Source organism: Ruegeria arenilitoris (genome assembly GCF_013035425.1).
GTDB lineage: Bacteria > Pseudomonadota > Alphaproteobacteria > Rhodobacterales > Rhodobacteraceae > Ruegeria > Ruegeria arenilitoris_A.
Window position 1 is genome coordinate 309,708 of record NZ_WQHX01000001.1, and the last position, 14,771, is coordinate 324,478.

Consider the following 14,771-nt stretch of genomic DNA (forward strand, 5'->3'; position numbering starts at 1 on the left):
GATTGACGAATAATCACTTGATCTAGTTTTACGGCAAAGCTGGCAAAACCAAGCTCACTCCCATCACTGACAACATCGCAATGATTGCACTACGAAACAAAGTTTCAGACAGGCGATGACGTATCTTGCCACCGATAGTTAACCCAATGAACACAAAACCCAACCCGAGGACCGAGATCAAAAAGTCATCCTGCGAAAACAGGCCCAATTGCCCAAGGCCTATTGCCATAACAAAACTGGACAATGTGAACGAACAGTTGAGCGCTTGAATAAACAAATTCCGTTCAAGGTGCAGCATCATCAGAAATGGAACAACTGGCATTACCTGCGAGCCTGTTACGCCGTTGATAAGACCCGTCAGACAACCAGATAAAGGCGCCAACGGACGCTCAAACCCGGCAGGAAGACGCAGATCGGGTTTGGCAAACGTGAAGGCACACCACAACAGAAGGACAATCCCCAAGATCGCTCCTGCTTGTACCCCTTCAATCCATGACAAAGCCCATAGTCCCGCGCCCAGACCTGGGAAAAGCGCAATCAGCATCGGCCAAAATCGCCGAACAGTTTCCCGAAAATGACCCGCTTGTCTCATCACTACAAGGTTGGAGCATACCGATGGGATAATGACCAACGGAAGTGCGTCTTTCAATCCGACGACAAGTGCAAGAATAGGTAGGCAAGTTGTCGAAAACCCGAGCCCAGTAATGCCTTTCGCCGTAGCGGCAAACACATAGGTTGCGAGGATCGCCGCGGCGTGCCCAGCCGAAAGTTCAAGAAATATGCTCGGCAAGATACTCCATCGCGGCCTGAGCGCCGCCCTTCTTGTGCGCCACTCCGGCGCGCATCAAACCCATCTCGACACCACACAAAGTACCCATAAGCATTAGATCGTTGAAATCCCCAAGATGCCCGATTCGAAATACGCGGTCTGCTATTTTGTTTAGACCTGTGCCCAAAGACATGTCGAAACTGTCCAGTATTTCCGCTCGCAGTTTGTCAGCGCCTTTGTTGTTCGGCATGAGAACGGCCGTCAGACTGTTTGAACGTTCTTCTGCGTTGACGGCAAGTATCTCCAGCCCCCATGTTTCTACCGCCAGTCGAGTTGACTTGGCGTGTCGAGCATGACGGGAAAAAACGGTTTCCAATCCCTCCTCTGCCAACATATCCAGCGCCTCGCGTAAGCCGTACAGGAGGGTCGTTGCTGGCGTATAAGGGAAAAAGCCCTTCTCATTGGGTCCGGCCATATCCCTCCAGTCCCAATACGACCTGCGGTCACCGCCTGCTTTGCACGCGGCCCAAGCCTTGTCTGAAATGGCATTGAAAGACAGTCCTGGGGGTAACATTAATCCTTTCTGCGAACCCGCCACTACAACATCAACGCCCCAGGCATCCGTTTGAAAATCAATAGAGCCGAGTGAGGAAATCGTATCAACCATCAGCAAAGCTGGATGACTTGCCGCGTCAATCGCAGCCCGCACCGCCACGATGTCTGACGTAATACCAGTAGCCGTATCATTATGAACCACGCACACAGCTTTGATCTGGTGTCGGCTATCTGCAACAAGTTGAGCACCAATTGCATCAGCATTTGCACCCGTCCGCCAATCTCCTTGCATGAACACTGGATCAAATCCCAGCTTTGCGGCCATGTTCTTCCATAAAGTTGCAAATTGGCCGGTTTCATACATCAAAACCTTATCGCCGGGCGCCAGAACATTGACCAGCGCGGCTTCCCAGGCGCCTGTCCCCGAGGCGGGATAAATCACTACTCGGTTGCGCGTTTTGAATACGGTTTTCAGGTCGTCAAGCAGACTAAGACCAAGCTCTGCGAATTCAGGACCGCGGTGATCTATGACAGCCCGATGCATCGCTCGCAGAACACGGTCTGGGGTATTAGTTGGCCCAGGAATTTGAAGAAAATGACGTCCTGCTCGCATGTGCTGTGCCTTTAAAAGTTGCGCTTGCTTTCTACAAGGGTGAGGGTGAGGTCGGTGAAGGTCAAGTTTGAATGCCAGATTACAACAGATTGAAAAGTAGAGTTGAAGGTCAGGTTCTGACCTCTCGTTTTGATCGCGGGCGCTATGCCACAGATGCGTCGATCTACCAGATCATGCCGCGCGCAATACTCGTGCCAAAGACATGGGGGGATGTCGAAGCGGCACTGGACTTTGCAAAGTCAGAAGGCATTGCCATGTTGCCGCGCGGTGGCGGGACATCGCAATCAGGGCAAACTGTGAATGACGCGCTTGTGATCGATTTCAGTCGACATCTCAAAAAAGTTCTGAGTTATGACCCAGAGGCCGGCCGGATAAAGGTACAGCCCGGGCTGGTCCTCGACGATCTGAACCGTCGATTAAAGGCGGACGGTTGGTGGTATCCGGTCGACGTATCCACCGCTTCTCGCGCCACCCTTGGCGGTATGGCGGCAAACAACTCCTGTGGCTCCCGTTCTATCCGTTTCGGAAAGATGCAAGATAATGTCCTGAGCTTGGAGGCAATGCTTGCTAACGGCGATCTACGTCGATTTGAAAACGCGCGACCTGACCAACCTCTCGACACCGAAATGCTGGCACTGGCTGCGCGCGAACAGGCTGAAATTAAAGAACGTTTTCCGTCAGTCCTCAGACGTGTGGGCGGTTACAATATCGATGCGCTTTTGGGTGACAATCCGGATATGGCGCAGCTCTTGGTTGGCTCGGAAGGCACGCTTGCGATCACCAAATCACTTGATCTGAGGCTATCTCCAATCTTGAGGACCAAAACGCTGGGCGTGTGCCATTTCCCGACATTTCATGCGGCAATGGATGCGGCCCAACACATTGTCAAACTTGGTCCCGTGGCCGTCGAGTTAGTCGATCACAATATGATCCGACTGGGCCGGGATATCGCGCAATTCCGTCCCATCGTCGACAGTTTCGTTCGCGGAGAACCCCAAGCTATCCTACTTGTCGAGTTTGCCGAAACACCGGAGGAAAACCGCCGCCGCCTAACGGCATTGGGCGATCTGATGGCTGAACTGGGCTATCGGTGGGACGATCCGGGTAAACATGAAGGCGGAGTCATAGAGGCAGAGGATCCGGCATTTCAGGCGCGCATCTGGGGTGTGCGCACGCAGGGATTGAACATCATGATGTCTATGCGGAGCGAGGGAAAACCGGTGTCCTTCGTAGAAGATTGCGCTGTCCCGCTGGACCATCTGGCAGATTTCACAAGTCGGCTGACGGATGTGTTCCACAAACACGGTACAGATGGGACTTGGTACGCCCATGCTTCGGTCGGGCTTTTGCATGTTCGGCCTGTCCTGAACCTGCGGCAAGACTTGGGCCTTCGCCAGTTGCGCGCTATTGCCGAAGAAGCGTTTGATCTTGTGGCCGCTTATAAGGGATCGCACTCGGGTGAGCACGGAGACGGCATTGTAAGGTCTGAATTTCACGAGCGAATGTACGGGCCGCGTATGGTGCGCATATTTGAGCAAATCAAGGATAGATTTGACCCAGACGGGATGCTGAACCCTGGCAAGATTGTTCGAGCGCCCAAGATGGATGACCGCAGCTTGATGCGTTGGCCCGAAGGCTACGCACAACAAAGCCCGACCACGGTATTTGACTGGTCAGATTGGCCTGGTGGGCTGAGCGGTGCTGCCGAAATGTGTAACAACAATGGGGCCTGCCGCAAAAGCACGGGCGGGGTCATGTGCCCGTCATTTCGGGTTACAGGACTTGAAAAAGACCTTACGCGAGGCCGCGCAAACGTATTGCGTTTGGCGTTGACGGGGCAACTTGGGCCTGACGCTTTTGCATCAGATCAGATGGCGGACTCCATGCAATTGTGTGTAGGTTGCAAAGCCTGCAAATCTGAATGTCCGATGTCGGTTGACATGGCCAAAATGAAAACCGAGGTGCAAGCAGCGCGCATTGCCCAACACGGGCTCAGGTTACGCGACCGTATCATCGCCTATTTGCCGCGTTTGGCTCCGTTTGCGGCAAAGACAAGACCAATTGCAAACAATTTCAGTAGGTTTGCAAGTTTTGCAGGCTTTAGCAGAACCAGCCAACTGCCCAAGTTTCACGCTCCCTTCAAAGGAAAATCGGACGGTGACGTCCTGCTGTTCTCGGATACATTCAATTGCCACTTCGATCCTGAGACCTTGCACGCCGCGCAACGCGTAATCGAGCGTTCGGGGCGCAGCGTCGGTGTTCTGTCTGCCCCAGGACGAAGGCTATGTTGCGGGCGCACCTACCTTTCAGCAGGTCTGACCGACAAAGCGATAGCTGAATTGAACCGCACGACGGAAGTTTTTCGCGCCGCGTTGGAAAAGGGAAAAACCATTGTGGGGCTGGAACCATCGTGCACCCTGACGTTTCGCGATGAGGCGGTGAACCTTATTCCGAACTGGACCGAAGAAATGGGTGCGCAGATTTTGACCTTTGCCGAGTATGTAAAACAGAACCCGCCGGTAGGACTTGAATTGCCGGGCTTGCAGATATTTGTGCATGGGCATTGTCATCAAAAAGCATTCGGTGTTGCACAAGAAACTGTAGACGTATTAAACGCTATTGAAGGCGCACAAGCACAGATGATTGACAGTTCGTGTTGCGGCATGGCCGGGCCTTTTGGGTATCAGACGGAAACAGAAGAGGTATCCCGTCAAATGGCTGAGTTGTCACTCGCTCCGGCGATCCGCGCGTCCTCGGAAAAATCGCTAATTGTCGCTGACGGATTTTCCTGCCGCTGCCAGATCAGAGATGTGACACACCGTAATGCAAACAGTCTTGCTGTTGTTCTGGATCAGGCTTTAACCCGATGATGGCAGCCATTGCCGATCTCATCCAGAATTTCGATCTGGTGCAATCCGCGCAACTGATCGCAATTTTTCTATTCGCGGCAATCGTGAAAGGTTTCTTGGGTATTGGGCTGCCTGCTGCGTCAATGGCCTTTCTGACACTTGTCATGCCCCCAACCGAGGCGATTCCGCTGCTTTGGTTGTCTATTCTCGCAACAAACTCCCTGCAGTTCGCGCGCGCGCCTAACAAATGGGACATTGCAAGAGAATACTGGCTTTTCGCTTTGGCGATCATGGTTTGTATCTTTGTGACTTCAATGTTTATTTCGGATTACCCCACCAGCCTTCTGACGGTCGCTATTGGCGTTGCCATGGTCCTTTTCTCGCTAAACCTGTTGCTTGGGATAAAATTAAGGATCGGCCCAGGGCGCGGCTGGCACCTGGGCTTTGGCGTGCTGTCAGGAACACTGGGCGGTATAAGCTCGATCTGGTCACCGACTGTAGCGATGTATCTGGTGGCGCGTGACGTATCCAAAGAACGGTTCATCGGTACGACTGGCTTTTTATTTTTGGCTGGCGTGCTGCCACTGGGTGCCGGACAAGTGGTTGCCGGTATCCTCACTTTTCCGATGTTGCTGAAATCAGCACTCGCCCTCTGTGTAGTCCTAGTTGGCTTTCGAATTGGTGAGATGTTACGCGACCGGGTCAGCCAAGAACTGTTTCGCAAGGCGGTTCTCACGGCCTTTTTGTTAATGGGACTAAGGCTAATCGCAAACGGTCTTAGTTAAGGTCCGTAAAGCAAATCGTTCAGATAAAGCCGCTGAATTTTGCCGGATGGGCCCTTGGGCAGTTCATCCAGAATATGCACTTGTTCAGGTGCCTTGAACTTACCGACTCGTTCTTCGCAAAGTAATCGCAGTTCTTCACCCGTGGCAGTGGAAGCCTCGCTTAGACGCACCGCTGCTTCGACGCGTTCGCCATACTGGGCACACGGTCGCGCGAACGCAGCGGCTTCGACCACATCAGGGTGCTCATACAACGCCTCGTCTATTTCACGCGGTGCAATGTTTTCGCCCCCTTTGATGATCAGCTCTTTCAAACGCCCTGTAACAAACACATACCCATCGGCGTCCATGCGTCCTAAGTCACCTGTGCGAAGCCAATCCCCGTGAAACGCGGCTTTGGTGGCTTCGGGGTTCTTGAGATATTCCTTCATAACATTGGGGCCGCGGATTTGGATTTCGCCTTCGGCGCCGCGCGCACATTCGGTGCCGACATCATCGGCTATCCGTGCCTCATTACTGATAGCCTTACCTGCAGAACCGATTTTGTGAAGATGGGGATCCAGCGGATTAACAAGGCATTGCGCAGCGGTTTCGGTCAGACCCAAAGACTCCACGATTGCAAGGCCGAAACGGTTCTGAAATCCGCGCTGGGTTTCAACAGCAAGCGCGGAGGAGGCCGAGCGGGCAAAACGGAGCCGCCTCTTGAGCGCCGGACTAGGTTCGGCTTGGCCATGTAGCAGATGGCTGATGATCGTGGGAACAACTGAGAACCAAGTGATACCACCAGTCTCGGCCTGGTTCCAAAATTTGCTGGCCGAAAACCGCGACACCATGGCGAGCGATCCTCCGGAAACCAGACTGCCGATAACCGACACGCACAACCCATTGATGTGATAAAATGGCAGGACGCCCATACCGCGATCCTGAGAGGTTAACTCATGGGCCACGCTCACGGTCCATCCCCCTGCCAACAAGCTGGATTGTGTATGTACGACTCCCTTAGGACGACCCGTAGTGCCAGAGGTGTACATCAAAAGTGCATCATCGGATGCCTCAACTTCATGCAACGCTTCACTGGCATCGCTAGGCGTATAACGATGCAAATTGTCAGGACGCACCTTTCTGTACATTTCAATCTGGCTATCATGCACGAAAGCCACCCGGGCTTCGGAATGTTCCATCGCATAACCCAACGCGTCGGGACCCGCCGCGAGATTGAGCATGGTCGCGCGAAACCCACCATAGAGAGCCGCATATAGCGCCTTTACACCTTCCAACCCATTTGGGTGCATCACAGCAACGCTCTCACCCTTGGCTATACCCTGCGCGGTCAGATCACCCGCGACCTTTGCCGCATGCTCCCTTAACGCGGGCCAGTGCAAAACTTCGTCAGTTTCGGGAAATATGAAAGCAGTGCCGCCTGCCTCGGCGCGCGCATCAAGCCAGTCGCGTACGGATCCGGCTGGCGGGGTATTCCTGTCGAACTTCATTGTCCTGCTGCATTCCAATACTCTTCGAAAATCTCCTCCAGACTTGGCTCGTGCGCCGGAATTTCGCGAATGATTTTCGTTGATTGCAGAAAGTGGCGATAGTTGACGTTTTCATTCACCGAGTTCCCGCCCCATGTCCCACACCCCATGCTGAGCGAAAACGGCATGCCGTTGGTGAATGATCCGCCCGTCGCAAAAGTGTGCGCCTGATTGACAATAACGCGGCTTGTGGGAATTGCATTGGCCAGTATCGCAGCTCGACTGTCCTCTGCCGAGTGAAGGCCGACTGAATGGCCCGCGCCCTGATACATCTGAATGGTGCGCGTGACCTCGACAGCGGTTTCGAAATCTGGCGCGCGGTAAAGCGCCAGTACTCGGCTTAGCTTTTCTCCAGACAAAGGATGATCGGGGCCGATGCCGGATGTTGGAACGACGATGTATTCTGTCCCCTCGGGAACATCCAAATTCAACGCAGCGATCATCTTGTCCGCATCTTGCGCGATTACAGACCTGTTCAGATGCCCACCGGGCCATAGTTTTTCGACGATTCCTTTTTCGTCATCCACAAGTGTTCCGCCTGCCCTAGCCATAGCGGAGATAAATTCGTCATAGACCGCGTCCACGACGACGACGGCATTCTCGGATGAACAGGATGTAGCGTTGTCAAAGCATTTGGACGCGCGGATTTTCTCGGCAGCATCAGCGAGGTCTGCCGTCTCATCAACTATTACGGTGACATTGCCTGCGCCTACTGCAACTGCCGGGGTTCCGGCCGTCTGGGCGCGATGCACGTTGTTCTGGCTGCCTGTCGCGACAATCATGTCGCAAAGTTCCATTAAAGTTTGGGTTTTTTCCTTGGATCCAGGCGCAGGGATCATTTGCACAAGATCCGGGTCTTCACCGATTTTGTTGAATTCAGCGTGGACATATTGGATCAACCGTTCCGCGCAGGCGACACCTTTGGGTGACGGCGCTACGACAATCGAATTGCCGCATTTCAACGCGTTAATAATGTTATTGGCAGGTGTGGCTGCAGGGTTGGTTGAAGGTACGATCGCACCGACAACACCCTTGGCCCGGGCTATTTTGGTAATCCCCGTCGAAGGATCATCCGACATGACTCCATAAGTAACCGCCCCTTGGATGTCTCGCATGAGCCCAAGGGTCTTACGGTGGTTTTTGGTGATCTTGTCCGGCACATTGCCAAGGCCCGTGGTTTTTACCGCCAGTTCGGCAAGCTCTCGATTCCGCGTCGGTTCCATGATTGCCCATGCAGCGGCTTGCGCGGCTCGATCATAACGTTCCTGAGAGCCATTTGCCTCATATCGCGCCTGAGCATTGCGTGACCGCTTTACGATGGTTTCAACAAGGCTTTCGCTCATGCCTGCGTCCTCCTAGGGCTTACAAGCGACTTACACTGACTTTTGTGTCGTTGTAAAAGCACGGTAGATACTGGTGGCCAACGTTAAAACTCCAGCGAAGATCAAGACAGCGCAGATCGGACGCGAGAAATAAGTGCCCAAATCGTAATGCACCATCTGCAAACCTTGCGCAAAGTTCTGTTCGCCGATCTTGCCAAGGATCAGCCCCAATACGATTCCGGGGATAGAAAACCCTGACCGGCGAAGCAAATATCCAATGATACCAGCAAGAAACATCACCATTACGTCCAAAACCAGTCCACGGCTGATGTAGGCGCCGACAGTTGCCAGGATCAATATCAACGGAGCCAGGAACTGAAATGGAATTTTCAAAAGGTTGAGAATCGTCTTTGTCTCGACCAGCCCAATTATCAAGATCGAAAGATTGGCATAGAACATGGCTGCGAAAACGATCCAGATTAGGTCCGGCGACATCATGAACACTAAAGGTCCTGGCTGAAGGTCGTGCATCTGGAAAACCGCGACCATCATCGCAGTAAGCGCTCCGCCCGGAAGACCCAACGCCAGAAGCGGGATCATTGCTGCGCCCGTTGCTGCGTTGTTCGCCGTTTCCGCCGAAATAACGCCTTCTAGCTTTCCTTTGCCGAACTCTTCTTGGTTTTTCGACCATCGCACAGCTTCGCCATAGCTCATGAAGGCCGCCAAAGTTGCACCGATGCCAGGCAAGATTCCGCAGAAAAAGCCAACAACAATTGATCGTAATACTGCAATCTTGTGCATCCAAAGCTCAAGAAACGACGGAAAAGACATGCTGACCTTTGGCGCCTTGTACTTGCCGCTTGCCTTCTTTTCCGCCTGCACAAAAATCTCGGAGACAGCGAAAAACCCCAATATTGCAGGCACGAAGGCAATGCCGGCAGCCAAATCTGTCAGACCAAAATTATAGCGATTGATGCCACCCACTGGATCTTGTCCGATTGTGGCTATCAAAAGTCCGATTAGGACCGACATCCAACCCTTCCAAATGGTGCGCGCACCAACCGAAGAAGCGACAGCCAGACCGAAAAAGACCAGCGCGAAGATCTCTGGCGGGCCGATATTGCGGATCGCCCAGTTCGCAAGCGGCTCCGTAGCCGCCATCATAACCAAGGCTGAAGCAACCCCACCGATGGCAGAACAAAGCACAGCGGCACCAACCGCTTTCCCAGATTGTCCTTTTTGGGTCATGGGATAGCCGTCAAAGGCGGTCGGCGCATTCTCCGGTGCACCGGGAATGTTGAAAAGTATTGCAGTGATAGCGCCGCCATAGGTCCCGGTGCAGTAGATAACGGCAAAAAGCATCACCCCTTGAGCTGGCTCAAGCCCCGCCGTGAAAGGTAGAAGGATAGCCGCCAAGGTAAGCATGCTGACGCCCGGGATGGCGCCAAAAAGCATACCTCCGATGACACCGAAGACGAAGATACCAATGGTAAACGGGTCACCAAAAAGCGCTGAGGTTCCGGCCAGAAAGTTCTCGATCATTGTCTGGTCACAGCCCCTGTAGCTTGGCGTTCATTGTGAGGACCCATGCACTGAAATCATAGAAGGGCGAAGTGTTGCCTTGCGGTAAGGGCGCGTTAAGGATCACCAGAAACAGTCCAATGAAAAGGACATAGATAACAAAAGTCATTACCAAGATGGCTTTCCATCTACGCTCTCCGAAAAGCCAGATAATGGCCGCAATAAAGAAAGGTGCGCTGAAATATATGCCCACCGGCTTCAAAAGCCAGGCAAAGAGGAAGGGAGTCAATAGAACGGCAAACATGCGAAGGATTGTGCCCGGTTCGCTGAAGTCAGCCTCGTCGTCACTTTGACCGATCGTACCTTGCGCGGCCGAGCCGTTCTTGTACTGAAACCAGATATTGCCCAACGTCGCGATCAGCAAAAGCCCGATTACTACGCGTGGCCAAGCGGTAGCTCCAAAACGATAAATCTCAATCGGCTGATTGAATTCGAAGGAAAAGGCATAAAAAATCACGACAACCAGCAGAAAAATTACCGCCTCTATCACGTGGGTGCGCGTCAAACGTCCCAATGTTCCTACCCCTAATTCGCGTGAAAAGGCGCGGCACCCATAGGCACCACGCCATTAGTATTATATGCGACTTACTTCACATCCAGGCCCATGGCCTTGTAGACGTCGCGATATTGATCAATTGAGCGCGTGATCAACTGTTCAGAGCCTTCTGTATCGCGATAGCTATCGATCACAGTCATGAATTTGCTCTCGTTGAAGGCCTGATAGCTGTCCTCGCAATAAGCGCGTTGGAACGCCCACTGAAGCCATTCCACGTTCTCTGCAGGAGCATCCGCGTGGACATAGAAGCCACGGAAGCGCAGCAAAGGATCAAAATCCATCCCCATCTCGCGATGTGTGGGTACGTCTGCAAAGACCTCTGGACGCTCATCAAAGATTGTCAGTATCGGCTTGAACTGACCTGCATCCAGAAAGTTGCGCACGTCGCCTGGTTGCTCAAAAAGTGCGTCAACCTGACCACCAAGCAAAGCCCCGTAGCGCGGCGCACCTTTGTCGAAAGAAATCTGTTGGATCGACATTCCAGTGGCATCAGTGATGAATTTCATCGTCACTCGTTCCATGGAACCTTCTTTGGAAACGTTGGCGATCGTGGCCTTACCGTCCTGCGCCTTAACCCACTCAACAAAGGAGGGCCAATCGGTAAAGCGCGTTTCGTCTGCGCGGATATAAACCTGCGAGAACGTAACCTGGCTGGTTACCAATGGGATTAGGTCCACTGCGGGGTTCGGCACAGACGAGTCGAGGGCATGGGCTGACGACGCGTCGTCGATATGCTCCAAAACATTGTATCCGTCTGCAGGCGACGCCATATAGGCGGTCATGCCAACAGTGCCCGATCCCCCTGGTTTGTGGTCGCGATTGATAGGGACACCAGTCAGTTCTGTTACTGCCTCGGCCATAGCCGCGGCAACCTGGCCTGAACCACCTGCGGGGCCGTATGGTACAACCATGGTCAGAGCGCGCTCTGGGAAACCGCCCGGTTTTTCCATCGTAGCTTCACTGCGCTTGCATTCGAACGCAAACGCTGTACCACCAGCAGCAAGCGTGGCGACAAAAAAAGTCACCCCAAATAGTCTTTTCATGTTTTCCTCCCTTACGAGCACTTCATTTTATTGTTTGCTCATAGCTTGTGTACGGTCTCACGATCACCTTGGATTGGTAAAGTTCTAGCATAGCCCGTGCGAGGAAATTGGTATTGGACAAGATTTGATCTGTCTAGAAATATATAAAATCTCAAATATAAAGATTTTATCCTCGTCGCCTTACTTGCCAGACGAGCGGGCACCCATTTAAATGTCGCATCATTTGTTCAAGCGGACACGAAGAATACATTTGCCGCTGCTCTGCAACCGGATCGCGGCCTACCGTTTAATCATCCACGACCTAGTCTCATTTGCGATCAGGTTTGTTCAATCCAACATACTTTTTTGTTTCGAGTTATGGGACGAGCTTCTTTACGAACAAAGTTACCAGTTCAATTTTTCCAGACAGTTATTGGGTCATCAAAAATGTGAAAAAATTTATTTTTGACAAATGGTTACGTTGCTATGCTAACGATAAATTCACTTGTAAAAATAGCAGACTTCACGCATGAATAACGGGGATCATAAGTATATTTGAAGCTTCCACATTGCGCAGCTTAAACTGTCATCCGATGAATTCCCTCGAATAGCTGTGGTTTTGACCATTATTGAGTAATACTTGGTTTCGTACCGCCCGCAGAACTCTCTGCGATCCACTGCCTCGCCACCGGCGTTTGATAGCGTTCCGTCGGAATCAATCTCCGTCTCACACGAGATATTTGCACTAGCACCAAGTGCTAGTGCAAATTGAAGCGCTCAGATTTAACTGGAAATACCGTCGGTACACGTGCGCGCAGCTTCGACCGCCGCACTAACGCCAGTCAGGTCTACTTTGACCGGTTGGTTGGTTTTCTTTGGGAAGGCCGTCAGTGTCCCTTCCTGCATAATGGCATTCACCATGTTGTCGTCTTTGATAACAAAGTAGGCGCCTTTGTAGTCGCCACGCAGGTCTTTGCTTTTCATCCCACGGGCTTTGCCGTCGAACACAAACCCGTTGACGTCAATTTCGACCTTTTGTTTGTTTTTGATGTCAACATCCGCCAAAGTGAATACTCCAATGTAGGCGTGCTTTTTATTCTTGGTAAGGCCGATCTGGACCGCGTTGCCAAAGTCATCTGTACGCTCAATCAAGCAAGCCTGACGCTCTGCATCGATGAAAACATTCCAACCTTCGACGGGATCGCCGTACGGCGCAAAGCCATCCTCAGCGCCGGGAATAGGATCCGATGCAAAAGCCGGTACGGCGAAGGTAGCCGCCGCAATAAAGGTAACTGCTGTGAATGGAACTAGTTTCATTTGTACCTCCCATTAAATCAGATTGAACAATGTTAGTTATTCTGAACATTTTCGAAATACAGTAAAACCAGTTCTCATCGAAGTCGTCGAACAAGCTAATTACCGCCACTTCGAAATTTGCTGGTTTTTTTAAAGCTGCATTATCAGCAGAGCGGGCGCAGACGAATATTTCGGGAATGGCTGCATCGAACCCAATGCGGACACCGCCGGGCTCTGGAACGCATTCATTCACTTTTAGCAACATGACCTGGCTTTTGCGACACGATCAAAATCAGCGCCTTTAGTTGTCAAGCGATCTGATTATTGTACAATGCACGGCACAAGCCTCAGGCTACAAAGTAGGACGTTATTTCTCCCACTCCTTTGACAAAATGAGTTTGCGCTTCCGCATTTGGCAGATGGTCGCCCAGCGCATCTTTGGTTTGTGCTGAGATGTGGATGTGCCCCGACCTTCCTGTGGCCTCGAGACGGCTCGCAAGGTTCACGGTTTCGCCCCAAACATCATAAATTGAACGCTTTCGCCCAATAAGACCGGCAATAACTGGCCCGGAATGGACGCCTATGCGGATTTGCAGCCCCGCGCTGCTTATTGTGCTGTCAGACATTGTCCTGAGAATGTCACGTGCAAAGCTTATGGCCGCGTGCGCGTGGTCCTTACGATGCAAAGGAATACCCGACGCCGCCATGTAGGCATCCCCAATTGTCTTAATCTTTTCGATACCGTGCATGGTGGCGAGATCATCAAAAGCAGTAAACAATCTAGACAATTCCAGAATTAAATCGCCGGCGTCCATGCGGGCCACCAGCGGCGTAAATTCTACAATATCTGCGAATATTATGGTTGCTCCGACGAAGCGATCTGCGATGTTTGTTTCGCCATCGTTTAGTCGTTTAATAACGGGCGCGGGCAGCATCGAGTGTAGCAACTTGTCTGCCCTGTCACGTTCGTATTTGATCTCATTAGTAAACGCTAATTCTTTAGCGCGCCAGCGACTACGTTCCAAGCATGCGTCCACGCGCGCGTGCAGCAAAACTGGGTCGATAGGTTTTGGCAAATAGTCCTCTGCGCCGACACTGATGCATTTGGCGATAGCGTCAGTCTCGTTGAGACCTGAAACCATAACCACGGGTATTTCCCGCCAAGACGGATCCTCTTTCATTCTTTCGAGGACGTCGATGCCATTCACCTCAGGCATAAGAATATCCAACAAAACAAGGTCGAATCCTTCGCGCTTCAGGGACTTGTAAGTTTCCCTAGCAGACCCGACCGACCGCACACTGTGTCCTCGACGTTCCAACAACCGGGTCAGAATTTCGCGATTGGCCGCCTCGTCATCAATCACCAAGATGTGCCCAGTCAGGATTTCGCGACCGACTTCCGGGGCCGTAAGACTGCGTTCAAGACTGGCTGCAATTTCCTCGTCCTTGTTGCTCCCCTCTGCGTTATTCTGAATGTCTGACCCATTAATGGTCACGTCGATCTGGAGTGCCAGCCTACGCGCTTCGTTCAGGATAGCGTTTATGTCTCTACAAGCGGAAGGTTCGAGATCTACCTCGAAATCATCCAGCACCATTTCCGAATAGCCAATTATCGCATTGATCGGCGAGCGGAAATCATGCCGTAATTTCGCCTGAGCGTCTTTGTCGGCAGAAATTTGGTGCATACCTTTCCCCAAAACCTCGACCATCTGAACAAGATTGCTTGCTGCGATTCCGATCTTTTGCAAATCCTCCAGCGCGGCTTCTGGACCAGTTCTACGCACTTCTTCGATCAGCAGGTTATGAAACCCTACGATCGCCTCCGATGGCCCCTTGAGGTTCTGGGAAATGCTTGTGGCCAGTGCCAACTTGTCCTTTCGGTTTTTTGCAACCATGC

Annotated in this window: 11 protein-coding genes; 2 read left to right on the forward strand and 9 right to left on the reverse strand. The window is 52.2% G+C overall.

What is annotated here, in order from left to right; translation table 11 throughout:
• Window positions 1–28: 28 nt before the first annotated feature.
• Window positions 29–790, reverse strand: a complete 762-nt coding sequence (locus GOV45_RS01475; RefSeq protein ID WP_174823562.1) for a sulfite exporter TauE/SafE family protein — start codon at window positions 788–790, stop codon at window positions 29–31.
• The gene (locus GOV45_RS01480) at window positions 771–1,937 is read right to left on the reverse strand and encodes a pyridoxal-phosphate-dependent aminotransferase family protein (RefSeq protein ID WP_170473260.1); all 1,167 of its coding nucleotides are present in this window, start codon (window positions 1,935–1,937) and stop codon (window positions 771–773) included. Before GOV45_RS01480 ends, GOV45_RS01475 begins: the two co-directional genes overlap by 20 nt.
• 71 nt (window positions 1,938–2,008) lie before the next feature.
• Here GOV45_RS01480 and GOV45_RS01485 point away from each other — a divergent pair, with 71 nt between their 5' ends.
• On the forward strand, window positions 2,009–4,807 hold the full coding sequence (locus tag GOV45_RS01485) for an FAD-binding and (Fe-S)-binding domain-containing protein (RefSeq protein WP_170473263.1): 2,799 nt from the start codon (window positions 2,009–2,011) through the stop codon (window positions 4,805–4,807).
• Complete coding sequence (locus GOV45_RS01490; RefSeq protein WP_217362369.1) at window positions 4,807–5,571, forward strand: sulfite exporter TauE/SafE family protein; 765 nt, start codon at window positions 4,807–4,809, stop codon at window positions 5,569–5,571. Before GOV45_RS01485 ends, GOV45_RS01490 begins: the two co-directional genes overlap by 1 nt.
• Here the strand turns inward: GOV45_RS01490 and GOV45_RS01495 are convergent.
• The 7 genes from GOV45_RS01495 to GOV45_RS01525 form a co-directional block, all read right to left on the reverse strand.
• Window positions 5,568–7,058, reverse strand: a complete 1,491-nt coding sequence (locus GOV45_RS01495) for a class I adenylate-forming enzyme family protein (RefSeq protein ID WP_170473270.1) — start codon at window positions 7,056–7,058, stop codon at window positions 5,568–5,570. The genes GOV45_RS01490 and GOV45_RS01495 overlap by 4 nt on opposite strands.
• On the reverse strand, window positions 7,055–8,440 hold the full coding sequence (gene sauS / locus GOV45_RS01500; protein ID WP_170473272.1) for an acylating sulfoacetaldehyde dehydrogenase: 1,386 nt from the start codon (window positions 8,438–8,440) through the stop codon (window positions 7,055–7,057). The genes GOV45_RS01495 and sauS overlap by 4 nt, the downstream gene beginning before the upstream one ends.
• Window positions 8,441–8,470: 30 nt before the next feature.
• The gene (locus GOV45_RS01505) at window positions 8,471–9,961 is read right to left on the reverse strand and encodes a tripartite tricarboxylate transporter permease (RefSeq protein WP_170473274.1); all 1,491 of its coding nucleotides are present in this window, start codon (window positions 9,959–9,961) and stop codon (window positions 8,471–8,473) included.
• 7 nt (window positions 9,962–9,968) lie between these two features.
• Window positions 9,969–10,514, reverse strand: coding sequence for a tripartite tricarboxylate transporter TctB family protein (locus GOV45_RS01510; protein WP_170473277.1), 546 nt, complete (start codon window positions 10,512–10,514; stop codon window positions 9,969–9,971).
• A 71-nt stretch (window positions 10,515–10,585) separates the two neighbouring features.
• Complete coding sequence (locus GOV45_RS01515) at window positions 10,586–11,599, reverse strand: tripartite tricarboxylate transporter substrate binding protein (RefSeq protein WP_170473280.1); 1,014 nt, start codon at window positions 11,597–11,599, stop codon at window positions 10,586–10,588.
• A gap of 762 nt (window positions 11,600–12,361) precedes the next feature.
• Complete coding sequence (locus tag GOV45_RS01520) at window positions 12,362–12,895, reverse strand: hypothetical protein (RefSeq protein ID WP_170473283.1); 534 nt, start codon at window positions 12,893–12,895, stop codon at window positions 12,362–12,364.
• Window positions 12,896–13,221: 326 nt separating this feature from the next.
• Window positions 13,222–14,769: an adenylate/guanylate cyclase domain-containing protein gene (locus GOV45_RS01525; protein WP_170473286.1), complete on the reverse strand. Its 1,548-nt coding sequence runs from the start codon at window positions 14,767–14,769 to the stop codon at window positions 13,222–13,224.
• Window positions 14,770–14,771 lie beyond the last annotated feature (2 nt).